This is a genomic window from Sedimentisphaera cyanobacteriorum (genome assembly GCF_001997385.1).
Classification (GTDB): Bacteria; Planctomycetota; Phycisphaerae; order Sedimentisphaerales; family Sedimentisphaeraceae; genus Sedimentisphaera; species Sedimentisphaera cyanobacteriorum.
Genome location: NZ_CP019633.1, coordinates 798,419 through 819,767 on the forward strand (window position 1 = coordinate 798,419; position 21,349 = coordinate 819,767).

At 44.7% G+C, this 21,349-nt stretch carries 19 protein-coding genes and 1 tRNA gene; 4 read left to right on the plus strand and 16 right to left on the minus strand.

The window, feature by feature from the left end; all coding sequences use genetic code 11:
- Positions 1 to 5: 5 nt before the first annotated feature.
- The 7 genes from hydF to pyrF all read right to left on the minus strand — a co-directional run bounded on the left by hydF (position 6) and on the right by pyrF (position 6,627).
- Positions 6 to 1,235, minus strand: a complete 1,230-nt coding sequence (gene hydF, locus L21SP3_RS03040; protein WP_077539284.1) for a [FeFe] hydrogenase H-cluster maturation GTPase HydF — start codon at positions 1,233 to 1,235, stop codon at positions 6 to 8.
- 473 nt (positions 1,236 to 1,708) lie between these two features.
- Positions 1,709 to 3,304, minus strand: coding sequence for a DUF11 domain-containing protein (locus L21SP3_RS03045; RefSeq protein ID WP_077539285.1), 1,596 nt, complete (start codon positions 3,302 to 3,304; stop codon positions 1,709 to 1,711).
- A 122-nt stretch (positions 3,305 to 3,426) separates the two neighbouring features.
- Positions 3,427 to 3,508, minus strand: a tRNA-Leu gene (locus L21SP3_RS03050).
- Between the two features lie 7 nt (positions 3,509 to 3,515).
- Positions 3,516 to 3,719, minus strand: coding sequence for an exodeoxyribonuclease VII small subunit (xseB, locus tag L21SP3_RS03055; protein WP_077539286.1), 204 nt, complete (start codon positions 3,717 to 3,719; stop codon positions 3,516 to 3,518).
- Positions 3,720 to 3,788: 69 nt separating this feature from the next.
- Entirely contained in the window at positions 3,789 to 4,331 is a 543-nt protein-coding gene (locus L21SP3_RS03060) for a cob(I)yrinic acid a,c-diamide adenosyltransferase (RefSeq protein WP_077539287.1), read from the minus strand.
- Positions 4,324 to 5,673 (minus strand): UDP-N-acetylmuramoyl-L-alanine--D-glutamate ligase, encoded by a 1,350-nt coding sequence (gene murD / locus L21SP3_RS03065; RefSeq protein ID WP_077539288.1) that lies wholly within the window; start codon positions 5,671 to 5,673, stop codon positions 4,324 to 4,326. The genes L21SP3_RS03060 and murD overlap by 8 nt, the downstream gene beginning before the upstream one ends.
- A gap of 15 nt (positions 5,674 to 5,688) precedes the next feature.
- On the minus strand, positions 5,689 to 6,627 hold the full coding sequence (gene pyrF / locus L21SP3_RS03070; RefSeq protein ID WP_077539289.1) for an orotidine-5'-phosphate decarboxylase: 939 nt from the start codon (positions 6,625 to 6,627) through the stop codon (positions 5,689 to 5,691).
- 197 nt (positions 6,628 to 6,824) lie between these two features.
- Here pyrF and L21SP3_RS03075 point away from each other — a divergent pair, with 197 nt between their 5' ends.
- Positions 6,825 to 7,328, plus strand: a complete 504-nt coding sequence (locus L21SP3_RS03075) for an HYExAFE family protein (protein WP_077539290.1) — start codon at positions 6,825 to 6,827, stop codon at positions 7,326 to 7,328.
- Here L21SP3_RS03075 and lipA read toward each other — a convergent pair.
- The 5 genes from lipA to amrB form a co-directional block, all read right to left on the minus strand.
- Positions 7,321 to 8,184 (minus strand): lipoyl synthase, encoded by an 864-nt coding sequence (gene lipA, locus L21SP3_RS03080; RefSeq protein WP_161488074.1) that lies wholly within the window; start codon positions 8,182 to 8,184, stop codon positions 7,321 to 7,323. The genes L21SP3_RS03075 and lipA overlap by 8 nt on opposite strands.
- Positions 8,099 to 8,794, minus strand: a complete 696-nt coding sequence (gene lipB, locus L21SP3_RS03085) for a lipoyl(octanoyl) transferase LipB (RefSeq protein WP_077539292.1) — start codon at positions 8,792 to 8,794, stop codon at positions 8,099 to 8,101. The genes lipA and lipB overlap by 86 nt, the downstream gene beginning before the upstream one ends.
- Before the next feature lie 7 nt (positions 8,795 to 8,801).
- Entirely contained in the window at positions 8,802 to 9,908 is a 1,107-nt protein-coding gene (locus L21SP3_RS03090) for a DegT/DnrJ/EryC1/StrS family aminotransferase (protein ID WP_077541812.1), read from the minus strand.
- A gap of 17 nt (positions 9,909 to 9,925) precedes the next feature.
- Complete coding sequence (locus tag L21SP3_RS03095; protein WP_077539293.1) at positions 9,926 to 10,867, minus strand: type I phosphomannose isomerase catalytic subunit; 942 nt, start codon at positions 10,865 to 10,867, stop codon at positions 9,926 to 9,928.
- Positions 10,868 to 10,976: 109 nt separating this feature from the next.
- On the minus strand, positions 10,977 to 11,858 hold the full coding sequence (gene amrB / locus L21SP3_RS03100) for an AmmeMemoRadiSam system protein B (protein WP_077539294.1): 882 nt from the start codon (positions 11,856 to 11,858) through the stop codon (positions 10,977 to 10,979).
- A gap of 107 nt (positions 11,859 to 11,965) precedes the next feature.
- On the opposite strand from amrB, the gene purE reads away from it, so the two are divergent.
- Positions 11,966 to 12,469 carry a 5-(carboxyamino)imidazole ribonucleotide mutase gene (gene purE, locus L21SP3_RS03105; protein WP_077539295.1) on the plus strand — a complete coding sequence of 168 codons (504 nt, stop codon included), beginning with the start codon at positions 11,966 to 11,968 and terminating at the stop codon, positions 12,467 to 12,469.
- A gap of 18 nt (positions 12,470 to 12,487) precedes the next feature.
- A complete protein-coding gene (locus tag L21SP3_RS03110; RefSeq protein WP_077539296.1) occupies positions 12,488 to 13,813 on the plus strand; it encodes an ATP-dependent 6-phosphofructokinase in 1,326 nt (441 codons plus the stop codon).
- Here L21SP3_RS03110 and folP read toward each other — a convergent pair.
- The 3 genes from folP to L21SP3_RS03125 all read right to left on the minus strand — a co-directional run bounded on the left by folP (position 13,800) and on the right by L21SP3_RS03125 (position 17,405).
- A complete protein-coding gene (gene folP, locus L21SP3_RS03115) occupies positions 13,800 to 14,642 on the minus strand; it encodes a dihydropteroate synthase (protein ID WP_077539297.1) in 843 nt (280 codons plus the stop codon). The genes L21SP3_RS03110 and folP overlap by 14 nt on opposite strands.
- 94 nt (positions 14,643 to 14,736) lie before the next feature.
- A complete protein-coding gene (locus tag L21SP3_RS03120) occupies positions 14,737 to 15,864 on the minus strand; it encodes a DegT/DnrJ/EryC1/StrS family aminotransferase (protein WP_077539298.1) in 1,128 nt (375 codons plus the stop codon).
- The gene (locus tag L21SP3_RS03125) at positions 15,861 to 17,405 is read right to left on the minus strand and encodes an HPr family phosphocarrier protein (RefSeq protein WP_077539299.1); all 1,545 of its coding nucleotides are present in this window, start codon (positions 17,403 to 17,405) and stop codon (positions 15,861 to 15,863) included. Before L21SP3_RS03125 ends, L21SP3_RS03120 begins: the two co-directional genes overlap by 4 nt.
- Before the next feature lie 405 nt (positions 17,406 to 17,810).
- Between L21SP3_RS03125 and L21SP3_RS03130 the strand changes: the two genes are divergently transcribed.
- Positions 17,811 to 19,790, plus strand: a complete 1,980-nt coding sequence (locus L21SP3_RS03130; protein ID WP_390612112.1) for an alpha-amylase family glycosyl hydrolase — start codon at positions 17,811 to 17,813, stop codon at positions 19,788 to 19,790.
- Positions 19,791 to 19,801: 11 nt separating this feature from the next.
- Here the strand turns inward: L21SP3_RS03130 and L21SP3_RS03135 are convergent, their stop codons facing one another.
- The gene (locus tag L21SP3_RS03135; RefSeq protein WP_077539301.1) at positions 19,802 to 21,349 is read right to left on the minus strand and encodes an alpha-amylase family glycosyl hydrolase; all 1,548 of its coding nucleotides are present in this window, start codon (positions 21,347 to 21,349) and stop codon (positions 19,802 to 19,804) included.

Sequence of the window (21,349 nt, forward strand, 5' to 3'; positions counted from 1 at the left end):
CTGAATCAATTTTTGTATTTATTGTAAACCTCCCAGGCAGACGGGAACGGTTTCAAAGACCTTTCAAATATTCCAAGCGTATAAGCGATGGTCAGACCGTAATTTGTAATTGGCACCCCAGCCTCTCTGGCAGTCATAATTCGTGAAAGCATTTCTCTTTTATTCCACATGCAGCCTCCGCAGTGAATAATAAGCTTGTATTCCTTAAGATTATCCGGCCAGTCGTGACCGCGCCAGTGATCAATCTGGAGCTTTCCGCCCACAAACTGATGCAGCCAGCGGGGGATCTTTACCGTGCCAATATCGTCGGTAATCGGGTGATGTGTGCAGGATTCGCAGACCATTATTTTGTCGGTGGGCTCCAGATTTTCTATTTCCATAGCCCCCTTTGTCATTTCAACCAGATCTCCCTTAAATCGTGCGAAGAGAATGCTGAAGCTTGTCATCGGCACGTCCAAAGGGGTGTCCGCTGCCACCTTAAGAAATGCCTGAGAATCTGTAACTACCAGATCAGGCTTATCTCTGAGCATATCCAGAGTGCTCAAAAGCTCCCTGTCTTTGCAGACAAGAGCTGAGGCATCCCCGTCGAGCAGGTCGCGGATGCTTTGAACCTGCGGCATAATGAGCCGGCCTTTGGGGGCTTCTTTATCAATCGGGACAACCAAAACAGCTATTCCGCCAGGACCTACAAGATCGCTCAATATAGCAGGGCTCTCCAGAAAATCCGGCGGGGCGGTTTTAATCAGCATTTTTCGCAGCTCAGTTATGCCGTCCCCGGTTTGAGCTGAGCACAAAATTATATTTGAGGTCTTCTGCCTTAATGTTTCCAAAGAAGAATCGTATATATTCTTTGTATCGGTCTTATTAACTGCCAAGATGAACGGTACACTCAAACAGTTGAATTCTTCTATAAGGTCGAGCTCAAATTCGGTTAAATTTCCCGGCTCAATTACAATAACGGCTAAATCCGTGCGTTTTATAACCTGTCGTGTTCTCTCAATGCGCTTGCCGCCAAGAGCTCCGATATCATCTATGCCGGCGGTGTCAATAAAAAGAACGGGACCGATAGGCAGAAGCTCCATCGGCTTTTCAACGGGGTCTGTGGTGGTTCCTGCATAACTGGAAACAATTGAAGATGACTGGCCGGTGAGTGAATTCAGGATAGAACTCTTGCCGGCATTGCGTTTGCCGAAGATTCCTATATGAAGCCGCAGTGATTTTGGTGTTTTCTGCATAAAAGTTACTCCGCTTATTTGCTGAATACTGATTATAATCGCAGATAGGGGGACGTGCAAAAGATTTTAATAAAGTAATGATAATTTATGTTCTGTTGCATTGAAAAGGCTGGAGAAAAATAAGTTAAAATATGATTTGACTACCCCGCAGATTGAAAATGTAGCTCTCCCATAGAATTGAACACTTTAAATTAGACGGTTCCTGAATAATATAAACCAACTCAAATATTTAGAAAGGAACTTAACAATGCGAAACCAAAATTTCATATTCAGCGAAAGAAGCCGTCCCTTTCTTTAACAATTCTGGTAATGCTTCTTATGGTATTATTCACTGCGCCTTCTGGATGGATAGAGCGTTTTGAATACCAATTTATTTTTAAAACAGTTTACTCAATCTGAGTTTTCTAAAACATCTAAAACAAAGCACGCCGAGAATAAACCTTCTCGGCGTGCTTTGTTTTTAACTAGCTTCCTTATTTGTATTGATGTGTTGATTCAGTTTCGATAACCTCACGATCGAGCTGATCACTCACCATACTTACGCTAAACCTTACATCTCCAGCACTTTCTGCCTTAACAATAACTTTCCACTGCGCTTTATTTTTGGGAGCCAGCTTAGCTAGTGGCTGTAATTCAATTGTGCTGCCTGAAACAATTGCTTCAGTTGCCCCTTCTGTTCTTATGAAGCTTTGCGTATCTTCAAGTTTGCAAGTGATTTTGATATTTGTTCCAACTGCTGTGCCCTGATTAGTTGCCGTAATTACATAAGTTTCCTGACCGCCAACCTCGATTGGGTCTGTTACATCAATAACTTCAAGAAGTATTGCTGGTATTCCAAGAACCTTAGTTGTGCAATTATCAGAATTCATAGATGCGCAGTAAGATTTTGCTGCAACTCTATTTGTATAACTGCCAATCTTAGAGGGTTTAACCTTAATCATAGCATTGATTTTCTTGCCGGCAGCGAGCTGAGGAATATTCCAAACTACTTTACCATCTTGGAATGTACCTCCGTTTGATGCGCTGAGGAATTCACAGCCCTGCGGGACTGAATCAGTTACTACGAGATTTTTAGCTGCGCCATCGCCTGTATTTTCTATTGTAAAGTGATAATCGATGTTTCGGCCGAGGTAAATCTTATCAGCACATTTGCTGGCCACCTCAATCTCAGGCTTTACTAATAAGATCTCATCTTCATCTGAGGCCTCAAGGTTAGAAGCTGATATCGCCATTGGTGTAATTTTGTAGGTGTCTGCCTTTTTTGCGGAAAGGACTGTGTTGAATGATTTAGATTCTCCAGCAGCGAGATCGCCTGCATCAATTCTGACCTGTTTACCGCCCTCTTTAAGCTGCATTCCTGCTGGCAGATTTTCTCTAATCACAACATCTTTTGCAACACCTGAGCCCGGGTTTGTTACGGTGTATGAAACTGTAATATCATCACAAACTATGGCTTCAGCCGGCAGCTCCTGCTCGACTATCAGCTCAGGATTCACAACCCTTGTATAGCTGCATGAAGGTATCAAATATGAGTAAGTTGTGCAATTCTGGATTGCTTCCATATCCGCCGCTTTACCTGTTATTTCGATCTCGGACGAAGAATCCGGCTGCATCTGCCCAAGCATAAATTTATACTTGCCGTCATGTTTTTGGGCTTTTGGTTTTGAGGATATGAAATCAAAACTCTTAGAAGGCTGCTCATAAACGATAACCTCAGAAAGGGTTTGGTTAGACTCATTAATAACATCTAAAGTGTAGCTGAATTCTTTGCCAAGCACAACCTCTTTCGGCATAGTTTTATTTACTTGAATGAGTCTTCGAACTATTGAAACTTCTTTTTTCTTCTTAGGTTCAGGTTTGTAAGTAATTTCATCCTCAGATGGCTGGGCTCGTTTCACAGGTTCTTCATTGACAACCTTGCAGTCCTCATCCCAGAAAGCTTTTCCTTCACTCCCAGGCTGCACCTGTTTGCCTTGCATTGCGTAGTAACTTTCGCAACTATAGCAGCCTGTGAATAGCAGAATCATAGACATGATTGCGATAATTGATGAAACTTTTCTAACACTCATTTTACACCCCACACAAAAGATTTAAAAGAGATTAACTACAAAAATGATTGTATCATCTTTTACTCTAAAGTCAAGAAAAATGACTAAGCAAAAAACTTTTATGGGATGATAATTGAACGAAATGCGAGCGAGAGGAGTCGAACCTCCACATCCGAAGATACCAGAACCTAAATCTGGCGCGTCTGCCAATTCCGCCACGCTCGCATATTGTCTAATCGGTGAGTTTGTCCACCTTATCCTCGCATTTCTGCAGTATTTCTCTGCAATGCTTGATAAGGCTCATTCCGGCCTCGTACTGGCTGAGGCTTTCTTCCAGCCCAACTTTGCCGGTTTCGATATCTGATACTATTTCTCTGAGCTTTTCGATAGAATCTTCAAAGCTGAGCTCATTTATTTTTTCCTGATCGAGTGCCAAATTATGTCTCTCAAACGTTTCAAATATTACCCTGTTTTCAGATTGAGGTAGGATTTTACAAATTAGGTCTCAGTATTCAATACCTTTTCTTGCTCTGAACCCTTCATTGTAAGGGTGCTTCACACATTCAATATCAGATACAAGGTCGGCCAGTTCAATAATTTCGTCTTTTGCCCCCCTGCCTGTAAGCACTATTTCTACCTTCACTGCTTTTCTATCAATCATCCTTTTCAACTGTCCGAGTGAGGCAAGCCCAATATTTAAGCAGTAAATAATTTCATCAAGAACCACAACATTATATACCCCCTCAGAAGTGAGCGTGTCTATATCTGCAAGGCTTTTCTCTATTAACTCTGCAGCCTTCTTTCTTTCATGTGAATTATCCGGAGAGCTCCACATATTCCAATCTATATCGATAGTTTTGAAATCTATAGGTAGTTTGCTCTGCTCGATGGCTTTCCTTTCGCAGAGCTGGAGATTTTCCGGCTTAAGGTACTGGGCAAAAAGGACTCTGTTTCCATCTCCGGCAGCACGCAGGGAAAGACCTAGTGCTGCGGTAGTTTTCCCCTTGCCTTCACCCGTATATATTTGCACTAACCCATTTTCAATCATTTCCTGTTATCCTTTCCGCCAATTCAGTAAATATCTCGCCCCGCTGCTTAAAACTCTCAAACATATCATAACTTGCGCATGCAGGAGAAAGGAGTATATTATCCCCTGCCTCAGCCTTTTCCCATGCCTTTAGGCATGCATTTTCAAGGCTGCCGGCTAAATAAACTCTGCACTGATTCTTCGGAGAGCTCTCTATAAGCTCTTTAATTTTTTCGGCAGTGTCCCCGATCAGAACCGCATATTTAATCCTCTTTGAAACAACCCTTGCCATTTTATCGAAAGGGATTTTCTTGTCGTATCCGCCGGCTATAAGAATAACGGGATTGCTAAATGCCTCAGCCCCTGCAATTGTACTTTCAGGTGTAGTAGAAATTGAATCATTATACCATCTCACACCGTTCTTCTCTGCCGTTAGCTGAAGTCTGTGAGGCAGGGCTTTGAAGCTGGGCAGCGCCAACGATAAAGTCTGTCTGTCAATTCCAAGTTCTTCAGCTGCTGCGGCGGCTGCGGCAAGGTTTGATTTATTTGCCTCGCCGGGAAGATTAAATTTTTCAATCATTTCAGCCGGCAATGATTTTGAGCTGTAAAGCACAGTCTTCCTTGTATTTTTCAATTCCTCAAACCAGCCTGCAGAGACCTCATCATCTCTGTTCAGGAATGAAACCCCGTCTTCAGGCTGATTGAGGAAAAGCTTCTTCTTGGCATTGCAGTAATTCTGGAAAGTTCCGTGCCTGTCGAGATGGTTGGGCGTAAGATTTGTGATAACTGCTGCCCATGGCCCGAGCCCGAATTTATCGAGCTGCTCTGCCTGAAAGCTGGAAATTTCCAAGACAGCGATATCATTTTCACCGATTTGAGCCAATATTTCCAGCAGAGGGAGATTGCCTATATTTCCGCTTAAAAATACATTGCCTTCAATGCAGTTTTGTTTTGATGCATAAAAAAGCAGATGGTAAATAAGCGAGGTTGTAGTGCTCTTGCCGTTTGAGCCTGTAACGCCTACTATTTTGCCTTTGCACTGCTGGAAAAATAGGGCTATTGAAGAGGTAACTAATGCACCGCTTTCTTCAGCTTTTCTCACAAACCTGTTATCTTCAGCTATAGCTGGATTAACTATAAGTACATCGCATTCTGTAAAATCCGACTCCCTGTGTTCACCCAGCACAAGCTGAATATCTTTAGCCTCAAGGGCGTCTGCCTGAGGCAGTGAATCTCTGTTCGACAAGTCTGTAACAGTTACCTTTTGGGCAAATTTAGAGGCGTAAAGGGCTGCATCCGCCCCGCCGCCGAATTTTCCAAGGCCCATCACTAAAACGGTTTTATCCCTTAGTTTTTCTGACATCAGCCCGCTAAGATATCAAAACTGCATTGCCTGATTCAGTGAGTCGTTCGCATCGATAACTGCCTGCTCTATGCAGCTTTCCCAGTCGTCTCCGAATTTATCTTTGTATTCGGGCTTCTCATAAGCATAGATTATACCGCGGGATGAGTTTATCAGTGCGCCTGTTTTATCGGGCTTGCAGAACCTTATGCAGTCTGAAGGCTGTCCGCCCTGGCTTCCGAAACCTGGCACTAGAAACCATACATTCGGATACTTCATCCTTAAGCTGCTTGTATGCTCTGGAGTTGTACCGCCTATTACCATGCCCACATTGCTGTAGCCTGATTCGCCAATCCTCTTGGGCTGGTCGGCTATTTCTGCTGTTATTTCTGAGAGTATTTGATAAAACGGTACGCCCTCTTCTGTCAGGGCGTCCTGAAGCCTTGCTGCGGAAGGGTTGCTCGCACGAACCCATACAAATATCCCGCTGCCAGAATCGTTTGCTGCATCTGCAAAGGGAATTATACCGTCAGCGCCTGCAAAACCGTTTATTGTTACGGCATTCGGCGAAACCACATTGAGGCTTTTGAATTTGGGCTCCTTGATGTGAGCGTCGGCATACGCTGTGCAGGTATGTCCGATATCGCCCCTTTTTACGTCCCCGATCACCTGCACGCCGAGCGATTCGGCCTCAGTGATAAGGCTGTAGTACGCCTCGATTCCGTCCCAGTAGTATTTCTCGAAGTATGCCGAATTAAGCTTTACAGCCGGGACATGTTCAGAAATTACCTTCAAAGTGCGAGTGCAGAATTCGATAGTTGCATCAATAACAGAATCAATATTGTTTGCAGAATTGCCGTAACGCTTTTTTATGTCTTCTGGCAGACGCCCATACACAGGATCTAAGCCTACGCATAGAATACTGTCTTTGTCTAAAACTGCATTGTATAAGGCATCTCCGAAATGTTTAGCCATTTTTTTATCCTTTAAAAGAGATTGTTTTTATATCTCAGCAGAGCCGCTAACACTTATCAATTACTGGCGGCCGCCGAATACTTGAAATATAATCATTTGGCTATATATTACAAGTTGTAACTGGAAACAGATTGTTAAAAAGGGCTTTATAATGCTGAGTTTGTTAAATTTTCAGCTTAAACAGCAAGATAATACGGATGCGCAATTGTTATAAAAATGTTTATGAAACTGTTTTCAGCTATTGGCTGGAAGAAAGCGGGCTTGATTTTGAATATATCCCTCAGAGCGGAAAAACAAGCTTAAAGAGGTTTGATTTTCTCGTTTCATTCCCTGATTTTTTCGCCGCAGTGGAGCTGAAGGGCAGAACAGTTAGAACACGGAGAAAGATTACGTGCAGTTCTTTTCAAAACTGGATTACCTCTGCGGACCGCGATTTTATCTCCAAAGCCAAGCAGGAAGGCTTTGTGCCTCTGTTTGTCTTCGCTTACAGGCTTGACAATCCATTCTGCCAGTGTGAATACGATATCGATTATACCCTCAGCGAGGACAGATTTATATTTAGGGCTGTAGAGGCCGAAAAATACCTGCAAAATGCAAGGGTTCGCAGTCCAAGGTGGAATACAATCTGTCTAAGTTCCATGGCTTTTCAAGAACTGGCCATCCCGGCAGCCGAACTCCTAAATAGAAAAACGATTACATAGATTCCGCCATATAAGAGCTTCTTGTAAAGGGCGATGCCTGCACAGATTCAAAACCCATATCAAGCGATAGACTGCGCCAGTATGAGAATTTTTCGGGGGTAATGAATTCCTCTACATCAAGCGAGGATTTCGAAGACTTTAGATACTGCCCCATCGCCAATCGCTGGGCTCCGCAGTTCTTCAAATCTCTGAGAAGCTTTTCAATCTGCGCATCCGTTTCTCCAAGACCGAGCATAAAGGATGATTTAAGCGGAACATCCGGAAATCTTTCGGCAAATTTCTGCAAAAGCTCCAAAGACCTCTTATAGCTGCCCTGCGGCCTTGCCTTTGGAAAAAGCTCTTCAACCGTTTCGATATTATGCGAAAACACAAACGGCAAAGCTTCCACTATTATATTGATCGCATCATCTTGGCAGCCGGCAAAATCGGGCGTAAGCAGTTCGAAAGCGGCATGCGGATTGTTCTTGCGAATCTCCAGCACGGTATCTCTGAAATGAGCAGCGCCGCCAAAGGGAAGGTCATCTCTGGTAACGCTTGTAATAACCAGATAACTGATTTTCAGCTCATTTGTTAATCTGGATAGTTTTTCAGGCTCCCTCTTGTCCGGCGGAGCGGGAGAGCCGAACGGAACTGAGCAGAACTTGCAGTTCCTTGTGCATACATTCCCCAGAATCAAAACGCTCGCAGTGCCCCTTGACCAGCATTCGCCTTTATTTGGGCAGTTTGCTTCTACGCAGATTGTGTTTATACCGAGAGAATTGACCAGCTCTTCAGTTTTGCAATAGCTGCTGGAGGCTGATATTTTCGTCTTCAGCCAGCTCGGAAACCGTTTTTTGTGTGCATTTATATTCTTCATTAAAAGTTTGGCCGAGAATTTCGGCTGCCCTTCTTTTCGCTTCATTAAAATCGACAGACCCTGATATCTCTTTTTCGAGGCTTGTAACCTCAACCCCTTCAAGGCCGCAGGGGATTATATTATTGAATATATCCAAATCGTTGCAGAGATTCAAGGCAATGCCATGGTAGGCGAGCCCTGAATTTATACGAACACCGATTGATGCAATTTTCTTTTCCATTTTCCAGAGCCCGGGATATCCCATGCGTTTTGAAGTTTTAAGGCCGAAGGAATAAAAAAGCTTCCGACCGATTTTTTCCAAAGCCGAGATGTAGTCTCTAATCCCGAATTGATGCCTGCTTAGCTCAATCACAGGATAAACCACCAGCTGCCCGACATTGTGGCAGGTTGCCCCGCCGCCTCTGTTTGCAGCGAACAGCTCAATCCCGCTTTTCTCCAAAACCTCTGCATCTTTCAGCAGGATGTTCTTGTCTTTACGGATTCCGGTTGTTATTACAGGGTAATGCTCTGTAAGCAGGATAATTCCGCTTCTTCGCTTCGAAACGAGCGTTTTCTGAAGCTTAAAAACATCAGCGAAATGTGTTTTGCCTAAATCTGCAATTATCAGCATTCAATTTTCAGCAGCTGTAGAATTCACGAATCTTATCTGCGGTGTATTCGAGCTGCTGCCTTTCTATCTCGGGGCTTACGGGAATAGAAAGAACCTCCCTGCATACTTTTTCCGTTACGGGCAGAGTTTCGCGGCTGCAGCTGAGATATTCAAAACATTTCTGCTTGTTAAGAGGAGCCGGGTAATACACTGCGCTGCCTATGCCGTTATCGCGGAGATATTCCTTGAGCTGATCCCGATTTTCGGCTTTTATTGTGTACTGATTGTAAACGCTTACGTTCCCGCTTTCTATCACAGGCAGCTGAATCTGCTTAACATCCTTCAGAAGTTCATCATACATTGCAGCATTGGCCTGTCTCTTTCTTTCCCAGTCTTTCAGGTGCTTTAGCTTTACGTTTAGAACTGCTCCCTGAATCCCGTCCATTCGGAAATTCCCGCCGATACGTTCGTATTCGTACTGCTTATTCTGACCGTGGTTCCTAATCATCCTGCAGATGCTGTCATTCTCACTGCTGCAAGTTGTTATCATTCCGGCATCGCCGAAAGCGCCGAGGTTTTTTGTCGGGTAAAACGAGAAGCACCCGAAATCGCCTATTGTTCCGCTGGACTGGCCGTTTTGTGAAGCTCCTATGCTCTGGGCTGCATCTTCGATTACAGTTAAGCCGTGTCTTGATGCAATGTCCATTATCGGCATCATATCAGCCATCTGCCCGAACAAATGCACAGGAATAATAGCCTTGGTTTTAGGCGTAACCTTTTCTTCAATCTTGACAGGGTCTATGTTGAAAGTTCTTTCGCTAATGTCAGCAAAAACAGGCACAGCACCAAGCCTTGCGGCAGTGCCCGTAGTTGCTGCGAAGGTAAACGAGGGCAGGATAACTTCATCCCCCCTGCCGATACCCGCCGCCATAAGCGATACCAGAAGGGCGTCTGTTCCGCTTGAAACTGCAATTGAATACTCTGCATTGCAAAATTGCGAAGCGTTTTTTTCGAACTGCTCAACAGCAGGACCGAGGCAGCAGGCCTGTGATTGGCAAACCTGCTCTATAGCAGGCATTACTTCATCCTTTATCCCTGCAAACTGCTTTTTGAGGTCTAACATTGGTACGTTCATAAATATCCTTTTTGCTTTCAAATTCTCGAAATGAGCATATCAGTTTTTTTATCTGCTTTGATTTTACCCTCAAAGCAATACGGAAGTATTATACATTCGCCCGGGCTGTAACTCACCTGCCCTTCGAAATTGCCTTCAATCAAACCTTTACCCTCAGCGGCAAACACAGCCGCCATCTCACCTTTATCCCAACGGAAGGCTTCACCTGCATTTAAAGACTTCTTATCCACGCTGAATTCTTCAGCCTCCACGAGCCTACCCTCTGTGGCTGGATTATTTGCAGGGTCAGGCATATTCTCAATACATTCTAAAGCCTCTTTGATGTGCAGCTGGCGGGGATTTCCGTCCTGCCCCATTCTCCCCCAGTCATAAACTCTGTATGTTGTATCTGATGGCTGCTGAATCTCAGCGATGAGAATCCCGCTGCCTATAGCATGGAATGTGCCGGAAGGGATAAAATGGCACTCGCCAGGGCTGACAGGCACTTTCTGCAGCAGTCTTTCGCAATCGCTGTTTTCAATGCCTTCCCTGAGCTGTTCAGGTGTAACACCTTCTTTGAGCCCTTTGTAAATGAACGAATCGGGCTGAGCATCAAGGATATACCAGCATTCAGTCTTCGGATTGCCTTTTCCAGTTTGTTCACAGGTCTTTTTGTCTGGATGAACCTGAAGGCTTAGCCTGTCCCCTGCATCAATGATCTTTATCATAAGAGGAAATGAACCGCCTGAAAAGCCCCCTCCAAAAAGCTCAGAAGGGTATCTTTCAATTATTTCATTTATGCTCAGGCCTTTTAACTGCCCATTGACAATTTTGCTTCTCGCACCTGGTATATCAGAGAGTAGCCAGCTCTCGCCGATTTTCCTGTTGTCCGAGGGGTTGTTCAGATACTTACTGCATATAGAATTCCCGCCCCAGACTTTCTCAACTAAAATTGGTTCAAATTTTATTGGATAAATCATATAAGTTCCCGTCTAAAAGTAATTTTCAAATTATTTGCTAATGATAAAAATATTCTCGCCAAAAGCAAAAACAAAGACGGGAGCGATAAAAACGGTTAATCATTGCCCGCTAAAAGATTATGCCTGCATAACCAACGCTAGAATCGCTGCTGCAAAGGTAGTTGGAACTGATTACCTCGAAGCTGTGGGTGTGTTTCAGCAGCCTGCCCTTTTTACTGCCCATCTGCCTTGCATACTCTACCGCTGCAGCCACAGCACCAGGCCCGCATGAGCTCCTCTCGTATATGCCTTTAGAGAGCACTGATTTTGCGTTCATAGATACAGCTGCTTCAATGAAAGCCTTGTCGTTGACATCTTTAGCCCATTTGCAGCCGGTCTCTCCTTCTCCTGCGGGCGCGAAATCAAACCTCCTGCCGTAATGGGTTAGATCAGAAGAAGCTATGCAGAAAACATTTTTGTCCTTCAGATCTTTAACGGCCTCAGCCGCTTGCTGACCTGCCTGAAATGCATCCTCTGAAGGCGGAACAAGAACAGGGCATATTTCTGCATCAGGGTACAGGTGTTTTATGAACGGGCACACCACTTCTAGGCTGTGTTCGCCTGAATGGCATCGGCTGTCTTCTTCAAATACAGAGCTGCTTTTAACAAGAGAATCAGCAAGCTGGCGGTTAGCGTTAATTATGCCCATCGGCGTCTTCCAAGCGGAGCCATTATAAACCGCTGCGCTGAGCACGCCCCTCAGATGAACAGCACCAAAGAGCAGAAATATATCAATATGTATTTCGCTTTCTTTGAGTGCATTAAATACTGAAGCGGTTACATCACCGCAAAACTCCCAGCCGGCATGGGGAACAACTGCTGCTTTAGGCTCGAAATTTGTATCGAGCTGAGGTTCTTTCACCTGCTGTAGCAGAGAGTCTATAGCTCTCTGGCAGTCGCTTTTCAAGGACGGATAAAAGCTTCCGGCGCATATCATCTCTCTGGCAACCATTCTCTCTCCTTCTTGAAAAATCAAAAATTATTTATAAAATCATTATACAGTCAAAAAGACGTTTTACAAAAATTAAAGTACTTTTTTATGGGAAGGGTAAGACAGCAATGGGAGATAAAAACATTAAAGCAGCGGTAATTATGGGTTCAGACAGCGATCTTTCAACAATGCAGAAATGCATTGACACTCTCAAGGAATTCGGCATACAGCCCACAGTAAGGGTTATCTCCGCTCACCGCACTCCTCTTGAGGCCGCTGATTTTGCTGATAAGGCAAAGGAAAACGGCTATAAAGTTATTATCGCTGCTGCTGGAATGGCCGCCCATCTTGCAGGGTCTGTAGCAGGAAGGACAGAGCTTCCGGTAATTGGCGTGCCAATGCAGGCTTCTGAAGGCCCCAACGGGCTGGATGCCCTCCTCAGCACTGTACAAATGCCTCCGGGAGTGCCTGTGGCCTCGATGGCAATAGGCAAAGCCGGAGCGAAAAATGCAGCGATTTTTGCAGCGCAGATAATAAGCCTTTTCGATGAAGAAGTGGACAAAAAGCTCAAACAGTTCAGAACTCGCCAAACCGAAGCTGTGATTGCAAAAGACGCATCAATTAACAGTTAATGCGGATTTGGAGAGATAATGCCCGGCACCAATTATGATTTTACTATCAAAACACTCGGCAGATGTACGGTAAATTCCCCGCTGAGCTTTTCAACAACTCAAGGCGATTATGTGGCGAATTACGCAAGCGACGAGCGGGGGATTATATATAATATCCAGCTGCCTCGAGGGGACATAAATTTAGACATAAAAAAGCATCAGCTGGTTGAAAAGGCCGGGCCAAGGCAGGAAATATATTTCGACCCTGCGAAAGTAAACGCAGCAGTTGTAACCTGCGGCGGGCTTTGCCCGGGGCTCAATGCTGTTATACGCTCTATAACGCATACTCTCTTCTACAGCTACGGAGTCAAAAGGCTTACAGGGATACAGTATGGTTATCGCGGCTTTCTGCCTGAATTTGGGCTGCCCACCGTAAATTTAACCCCAGAAACTGTTGACGATATACACACTAAGGGCGGCACAATTCTCGGCTCCTCTAGAGGCCACGGGGACCGCGCGAGAGAAATAGTTGATGCTGTTGAGCGAATGAACATAAATATGCTATTCATTATCGGCGGAGACGGTACTCAAAAGGGTTCTCTTGATATATCAAGGGAAGCGGAAAAGAGAAATTTGAATATATCAGTTGTTGGCATACCCAAAACGATAGATAATGATTTGAGCTTTATAGAGCGTTCATTCGGCTTTGAAACTGCCGTTTCAAAGGCCATTGATGCTGTGGCAGCCGCCCATATTGAGGCAAAAGATGCCTGTATGGGGGTAGGCCTAGTAAAACTTATGGGCAGGGAATCAGGCTTCATAGCTGCTCACACCGCCCTTGCAAGCCAGGACGTAAATTTTGTTCTTGTACCCGAAGTGCCTTTCAGTCTGAAGGGAGAAAAAGGATTCCTTGCAACGCTTGAAAAGAGAATGAAATATAAAGACCACGCAGTGATTGTTGCGGCTGAGGGCGCGGGGCAGGATCTGCTTGAAGCGGAAAAAAGCAAAGATGCCTCGGGAAATAGAAGGCTTGCTGATATAGGTATTTATCTCAAGGAAAACATCGAAGAGCATTTCTCTAGTAAAAATTGGGATATAAATCTTAAATTCATAGATCCAAGCTATATAATAAGAAGCGCCCCTCCAAACCCAAATGATACGATTTACTGCTCCCGCCTTGGAGATAATGCGGTACATGGAGCAATGGCCGGAAGGACAGAATTTCTGATAAGTATGATTTACAATACTTATGTTCACATACCGATCCCCTTGGCTACTTCAAAAAGGAATTACATTGACCCGGACGGGCCTTTATGGAGGGATGTTTTATCTGCTACAGGTCAGCCAAGACTCATGCAGGGTTAATCCCCTCTTCCAGAGTCCTGTAAAGCCTCATTGCATCAAGATTGATTCCAGGCCGGTGAACCCGAATTAAAGAAACGCCCTGCTGCATTGCGTAGATAGTGGAGGCTATTGTACCGCCCTCTCTGTTTTTTGCTTCTTGCCTGCCCGTTATTTTACCGATGAAACTCTTCCTGCTCGCACCGTACAAGACCGGACTGCCAAGATCTTTGATTTTTCTGAGGTTTCTGGTAAGCTCTAGGTTGTGCTTCAGAGTTTTGCCGAATCCTATGCCCGGGTCGAGTATTATATTATCCTCGCAGACCCCTGCCTCAACTGCGGAGGATTTACGCTTCTTAAGATACTCCATAACGTCAAAAGTAACGTTCTCGTATTCAGGGGTCTTCTGCATTGTACGGGGCGTACCCTGCATATGCATCAGCACAATGCCTGCCGACTTTTCCGCTGCAAGTTTGAACATCTTCGGATCAGAGCCGCTGGATATGTCATTGATTATATCCGCCCCAGCCTCCAAAGCTGCTTCGGCCGCTGTGCTGCTTTGAGTGTCAATGCTTATTCGGGTGCTGTGTTTGGCTTTTACAGCCTTTATTACTTCGTAAAACCGCTCAATTTGAATCTCAGGGCTCACAGGCTCGGCACCCGGGCGGGTGGACTCAGCCCCTACATCTATTATTTCAGCACCCTCACAGATGAGCTCATCTGCCCTCATCACTGCACTTTTAAGGTCGGAATAATCTCCCCCGTCACTGAAAGAATCCGGCGTTACATTCAATATGCCCATAACCAGCGGGAGCTCTCTTCCTTTAAGCTCATTTTTTATGTTCAGTTTCATTTTAGATTGTCTCCGCAAGGCAATAAAAGTGAAGACGCCGCTTGGGGAGCAGCGCCTTCGAATCGGGTACAACCAGTACGCAACAAGTTTATAATTAAAGCCTGTCTAAACACAAGCTCAGTTTTTCACATACAAAATCAATCTTCTCATCACTCAAATTGCTGTGAAAAGGCAGTGCAACAGTTCGGCTGCTCACGCTTTCTGTCACAGGGAAACTGCCTTCTTCTATGCCGAGGGGAGCTTTAATAAACGGCTGGAGATGCACGGGCGGGAAATAATTGCTCGCACAAACCCCTTCAGACTTGAGCATATCGAGAAGTTCGTTCCTTTGATTAAGGCTGCAGTCTTCAGTTAGCCTTACAACAAAGACAAACCAGCTGAAATCGCAATTATCAGGCAGCTGAGGCATTATGAGCCTTTTATCAGAATTGAGTTTTTCTATGTATTTGCCTGCCGCCTGCGATCTTTTCATTTTAATCTCTGCAAACCTTGAGAGCTGAGCAGTTCCCAGAGCGCAGTTTATATCGGATAAACGGAAATTATACCCAACTCTTTCATGGCTGAGCCACCCTCCGTCTGGGCTGCGTCCCTGATTCCTCAAAGACCGGCATAAATCGGCCAGTTCGGGGTTGTCCGTAATTATTATCCCCCCCTCACCTGTTGTAATCTGCTTATTGGGATAAAAGGCAAAAAAACCGGCATCGCCGAACATACCCGCAGGTATGCTTTTGTACACAGTTCCAATAGCCTCGCAGCTGTCTTCTATGAGCATCAGACCTCTTTCTCGGGCAATGCGCTGAACCTCATCAATTCCCCACGGATTTCCGAAGGCGTGAACTGCTTCTATGGCCTTTGTTTTAGGCGTAACCAGTTCATCAATCAAATCGGGATTCATATTCAGGTAATCCGGGTGTATGTCGGCAAAAACAGGCTTCGCCCCTGCTTGCAGAATAACATTCACCGAGGCTATAAACGTAAATGGAGTGGTTATCACTTCGTCACCCGGGCCTATACCCATAGCTTTCAGGCAGAGGAAAAGTCCGCTCGTCCCGCTGTTTACAGCAACTGCATACTTTGCACCAGTGAGGGCTTTAACCGCCTCTTCAAATTCGGCAAGCTTTGGGCCTAAAGACAGTTTCCCGCTTTTTAGCACCTCTGTAACAGCCTGAATCTCAGTATCGGTGATATCGGCAGCTGAAAGTTCAATACGCGAGAAATTCATTTTCTAAGATACTCCAGACTCGGAGGAAGCGGGATGTTGTTGCCGTAGTTGTCTTCGCCGTAGCCGTAATGGGCAAGAAGCTTGATGTCTTCCAAAACGCGTTTATCCCCCCTGAAATGAGCCTGAAGGTTTGTAACGATGTCAACTTTTCCTACAGCTAAGAGCCTGGCTACTTCATCTCTGATAGTGTCAATCAATGTGGCCTCTTTTCTATCATTAATATCCGGCGAAATCTCAAGCGGATGGTCGTAGATCATCATCTTGCCCTGATCTGCAAGAGTCATAACAAGGTCGTTCACGATGATCCGCATATCTGTATTGGAATCAACCTTTCGGTTTATATCCAGATTCAGCACTTCCCTGTTGAGCCCTTTTCTTTTTTCTGAATTAATAGCTTCATTTGCTCTGAAAAGCTCAAGAGGAGAGCTCGCATCATACTCTTCGCCCAGCATATCCATCTTCAGCTCGCTTCCGTAGTGGTTGGCTATAAGGGCGATAAGCGTCGAAGGACGGACGTGGAAACCTCTGTATTGGGGAACTGGAACTGTTATCTCGCCCTGCTCGGAATACTTCTTGATCATATTCTGACAGAGATTCTTTGCGCTGTTTACATAATTGCGAATGTAATGAATGCAGTAGTCGGTAAGGTTTTCTAACAGCCCTGAAGGGTCAACAAGCTGCCCCTTGAATTCCTGTGTAGGGTCTCTGTATTCGCTGAGATGACGTTCGTAATAATGTGAAAGAGAAACGGCTATAGTGAGAAGATGGAATACAACACTTACATGCCCCCGGAGTATAGGGAGAGATTCATCATGGCTTTCAGTGTCTGTTTTCGATACATAAGTGTCATAATTGCATTGCATATTGTGGAAATTATGCTCAAGCATCCTGAGCTTTTCTTCGCTTATCGGGGATATTGAATATGATTCATTATCAAAAGGCTTGTCCCCCTCCACGATGGCCTTAAGAGACGTATCAGCAATCATATTCAAAAAGGATGTGCCGAGAAATGTAACAATCTTGCCAACCTCTACAACGTGCCGCCTTTCGTGGTCGTATTTGAGCTTGCCCTCCAAAATGTGCTCGTCAATCTCATCTTCAAGGATCTCTATAGGTTTGGAATCTATTTCCAGTCTTATGCAGTGTTCTACAAATTGCTTGGCTGTATTGTGAACTATATTCTTGATATAAGAGATTGCCTTATCTGTAGCCTGTTCAAACTGCTGGCACTCTTCCTGGATTCTGTACTCCGGAATGCCGTATTTTATGTGGATAAGCTCGTAAAGGACATCGCTGAAACGCTTCAGCGTAGCAACGAAAGACCTGAATCTTGCCCATCGAAGGTTATTTTGAGCTCCGTAGAAATCTACTAGCTCCTCCAGCTGAATAGACTGGGATAATATAATTCCTGCAAGAGGCCTGGTAAGCACCCTGTGCGGGTCTTCGTGATTTGCCAGAAAGCTTGTGTAACTAAAAAGTATTCTGCTCCTCTGACGCACCAGTCCGCGGAATTTTGTTTCATCGACGTATTGCGCTGTCATGCAATTCAAACCGCTTTCACCTGTATTTAGTAGCTCTCAAAACACTTCGACAGATTTTACCTATACTTTATAAAAGGTCAACACAACAATAGCTGATATGTGCTGATTAACATAATTTAAATCATTATAACAATAATTTCAATTTTAAAAGAATAAATAATACGTTAAAAGTAAAAATAAATAAAATAAAAACTTTTCTCGTTTTAATATCAGCGATTTATATATTGGTCAGGAATATTTTTGTTCAAATAAAACAGAATTCACTTACAAAATCCAACTTTTTTTTCAACTATTAAAGAAGTTAAGAAAAAAGCGCAATTAAACAATATTCGAGGATAATCTTTTATGCTGCACTTATCATATTTTTCAGGTTTGAAGTCAATTCGCAAATCTTTACTTATTTTGGTGCTTATTTCAGCAGCGGCTATTGCTGAGCCTTCCTCCAGATCTGGGGCTGGGGCAATATTATACCCGGGAGGAGCAACATTTCGGGTTTGGGCGCCGAATGCTGAAGAGGTAAATGTGGCTGGCGAATTTAATTATTGGAACTCCTCTGCCAACCCGCTCTACAGTGAGGCAGGCGGATGGTGGTCTGCAGATGTCAATGGAGCCGAAGAAGGCAATGAATACAGGTATGTAATAAACGGAGAGCTCTGGAAAAGCGACCCGCGGGCGTTTGATGTGGTGAGCTCTGTCGGCAACTCGATAATCACTGATAACCAGTACGACTGGGATGAATTCTCTCCGCCTGCATGGAATGATATGGTTATATATGAAATGCATCTTGGAACATACTATGATGCCCCGGGCGGGGATCCGGGAACATACTACTCGGCTGCTATGAAACTTGACCACCTCGTTACGCTTGGCATAAATGCAGTGCAGCTTATGCCGGTATGTGAATTCCCCGGCAGCTACTCCCTCGGCTATAATCCGGTAAATCTATTTGCACCTGAAAGTGCATACGGGAGCCCTGAGCAGCTGAAATTTTTCATAGACCAGTGCCATAAGAGGGGCATTGCCGTTTTGATTGATTTGGTTTACAATCATCTAGGCCCTACAGACCTTGGCGAATCATTATGGCAGTTCGATGGATACAGCGCCTCCGAAGATACAGGCGGGATATACTTTTATGAAAATGACAATCGTTTTACTCCTTGGGGCGATACCCGTCCGAACTACAGCACCGGCGAGGTGCGTTCATTCATCCGAGACAACGTGATGTACTGGCTCAATGAATACAATATGGACGGCATTAGAATGGATGGAACAGCGTATATTCGCGAACGCGGGATTATGCAGCCAGAGATACCGGAGGGCTGGACTCTGATGCAGTGGATAAACAATGAGATAGATGCGGCCCATTCCGAAAAGATCTCTATTGCAGAAGATATGCGCGATAATGAATGGATTACCAAAACCACCGGTGAAGGAGGGGCAGGCTTCGATTCTCAGTGGGATGCGGGGTTCCATCATAAGATTAAAGGCGTAGTTACACAGTCTGACGATCCGAACAGAAATATGTATGATGTTCGAGATGCGATAACAAATCTCTACAACGGAACTGACACCCAGAGAGTAATTTATTCCGAGAGCCACGATGAGGCGGGCGCTTCAAGCGGAAAAAGCAGGCTACCTTCAGCTATACACTGGGATAACCCTGAGAGCTACTGGGCCAAGAAACGCTCTACACTTGCAGCAGGGATTGTTATGACAAGCCCGGGAATACCGATGCTTTTTATGGGGCAGGAACTTCTTGAGACAGGAGCTTGGCACGACGATACACCTTTAGACTGGTCAAGAAAAAGCACGTTTTCCGGGATAAATATGCTTTATAAACATCTAATAGCTCTTCGAAGAAATTTGGGCGGAAATACCCTCGGTTTGAAAGCAGGCAACGTAAATGTTTTCCATGTAAACAATTCTGCGAAAGTAATAGCATACCATAGATGGTGGAACGGAGGCCCGGGAGATGATGTAATAATTCTCGCAAATTTCAGCGGCGCAGGCTTCACTAACTACAGTATCGGCATGCCCAGAGAGGGGCGATGGAGAGTGCGTTTCAACAGCGACTGGGAGGGCTACGACCCAGAATTCGGCAGCTGGAACTCTTACGACACCTATGCCTACTCAGGCTCCAAACACGGTCTTGATTATCATGCTGATGTGGGGATTGGGCCGTACAGCATGGTAGTGCTCTCTCAGGGGACTGGGCCAAATATGAATGGAGATACAATCGTTGACAATCTCGATTTCGGAATGTTTTCTGAGCAATGGACAGGCAGCTGCGATTTGTGGCACTCCTGCGAAGGAGCAGATTTCAATATGTCCGGCTCGGTGGATATAGAGGACCTGCAGATTTTCGTCAGCAGCTGGCTTGAATAGTAATTTGCCAGCTAATAGGCAGTTATCCTGAAGATTTCCGTTGAATGCGGCTTGGCTATGCCTGAAATTACTAATGAATCGGTCTTGATTTTGAGGCTTCTGCCCAAAAGCTTTTCGAAGCAAACTTTGCTTTTTCTGTTACGGCCAATAATCTTGATGCCGTTGACAGAGGATTTGTTTTCTGAAAAATTATGCACCACTGCAATTATTTCATCTTCCCAGCGTCTTTGAAAAGCGAGGATGGGATCAGCATCTGAGTTCAGCAGCTTAAAATCGCCGCACCTGAGAGATTGACTTTGGTTTCTAAGCCTGATCAGCTTTTTATACCAGTTCAGCAGAGAATGCTCATCAGTCTCCATCTTCTCAACGTTGAATTGATTGAAGTTTTCATTAGGTTTTTTCCAAGGAAGCCCTTTTGTGAAGCCTGCATTTTGGCCTGCAGACCACTGCATCGGCTTGCGGATTTCCGGGTCCGGCTTTGTTCCGGTCATGCCAATCTCCTCGCCATAATAGATAAAGGGCGTGCCCGGGGAAGTGAGCAGAACAGCAGCGGCAAGCTTCATTTCGGCCATGTTCTTTGAAAGCTGAGAGAATATCCTGTTTTGGTCGTGGTTTGAAAGAAACGGGGCAAAACTGAAATCAGAATAATCACTGCACGCCTTATCAATAATCTGAGAAATCTTATTAGGGGTTCGGTCTTTGATGTCTTCGACTAATGCCCATGAAAAAGGAAACTGAAAACCCATATCAACGCAGCCTTTAATCGTGTATTCACGGATAACATCAGCCTGATCCCATATCTCACCTATTATGAATACATCCTCAGAGCAGCTCTTCCAATTCTTTCTCAATTGTTTCAGCACTCTAAATGTTCCGGCTGTATTTTGTATTTCGCCTTCATTTTCTACGAGATATTTAACAGCATCAAGCCGAAATCCATCAACGCCAACCTCTTCAATCCAAAACCGCCCTGCATTTTTAACCCTTCTTCGAACTTCGCTGCATCTGTAGTTTAAGTCCGGCATAACCCTGCTGAAAAAGCCGTAGTAGCTGCCTGATTGAGCTTTATGCCAATTTTCTCTGCCTTCAGGATCATCTCGCCATACATAAAAGTTTCTGTAACTGTCCTGATGGGCTTTCAATGAATTTTTAAACCACGGATGTTTATTTGAGGTGTGGTTGGGCACAAAATCAATTATCACCTTTATGCCGCGACTGTGAGCCTCCTCGAGAAATCTGCCAAAATCCAGCAGGTTCCCGTAATCTGGGTTTATGTCTCGGTAATCGGTAACATCATATCCATGATAACTCGGAGAGGGCATAATCGGCATAAGCCAGAGAGCATTAATTCCTAAGTCTGAAGTTGTTTCAGGGCTGCCGTCATTGAGGTAGTCGAGCTTTTGAATTAGCCCTTTTATATCCCCGATACCGTCGGCATCGGAATCATAAAAACTCCTTACAAAGACCTCATAGAAAACTGCACCTTCCCACCATCTTTCTTCTGCCGATTCAACTGAGGCACAGCAGGTAAAAATAAGCAGCAAAACACAGATTCGCAT

Coding starts and splice junctions, on each gene's coding strand:
- hydF (WP_077539284.1), bottom strand. CDS start 1,235: ATGCAGAAAACACCAAAATCACTGCGGCTTCATATAGGAATCTTCGGC.
- L21SP3_RS03045 (WP_077539285.1), bottom strand. CDS start 3,304: ATGAGTGTTAGAAAAGTTTCATCAATTATCGCAATCATGTCTATGATT.
- L21SP3_RS03060 (WP_077539287.1), bottom strand. CDS start 4,331: ATGATTGAAAATGGGTTAGTGCAAATATATACGGGTGAAGGCAAGGGG.
- murD (WP_077539288.1), bottom strand. CDS start 5,673: ATGTCAGAAAAACTAAGGGATAAAACCGTTTTAGTGATGGGCCTTGGA.
- pyrF (WP_077539289.1), bottom strand. CDS start 6,627: ATGGCTAAACATTTCGGAGATGCCTTATACAATGCAGTTTTAGACAAA.
- L21SP3_RS03075 (WP_077539290.1), top strand. CDS start 6,825: ATGCGCAATTGTTATAAAAATGTTTATGAAACTGTTTTCAGCTATTGG.
- lipA (WP_161488074.1), bottom strand. CDS start 8,184: ATGAAGAATATAAATGCACACAAAAAACGGTTTCCGAGCTGGCTGAAG.
- lipB (WP_077539292.1), bottom strand. CDS start 8,794: ATGCTGATAATTGCAGATTTAGGCAAAACACATTTCGCTGATGTTTTT.
- L21SP3_RS03090 (WP_077541812.1), bottom strand. CDS start 9,908: ATGAACGTACCAATGTTAGACCTCAAAAAGCAGTTTGCAGGGATAAAG.
- L21SP3_RS03095 (WP_077539293.1), bottom strand. CDS start 10,867: ATGATTTATCCAATAAAATTTGAACCAATTTTAGTTGAGAAAGTCTGG.
- amrB (WP_077539294.1), bottom strand. CDS start 11,858: ATGGTTGCCAGAGAGATGATATGCGCCGGAAGCTTTTATCCGTCCTTG.
- purE (WP_077539295.1), top strand. CDS start 11,966: ATGGGAGATAAAAACATTAAAGCAGCGGTAATTATGGGTTCAGACAGC.
- L21SP3_RS03110 (WP_077539296.1), top strand. CDS start 12,488: ATGCCCGGCACCAATTATGATTTTACTATCAAAACACTCGGCAGATGT.
- folP (WP_077539297.1), bottom strand. CDS start 14,642: ATGAAACTGAACATAAAAAATGAGCTTAAAGGAAGAGAGCTCCCGCTG.
- L21SP3_RS03120 (WP_077539298.1), bottom strand. CDS start 15,864: ATGAATTTCTCGCGTATTGAACTTTCAGCTGCCGATATCACCGATACT.
- L21SP3_RS03125 (WP_077539299.1), bottom strand. CDS start 17,405: ATGACAGCGCAATACGTCGATGAAACAAAATTCCGCGGACTGGTGCGT.
- L21SP3_RS03135 (WP_077539301.1), bottom strand. CDS start 21,349: ATGCGAATCTGTGTTTTGCTGCTTATTTTTACCTGCTGTGCCTCAGTT.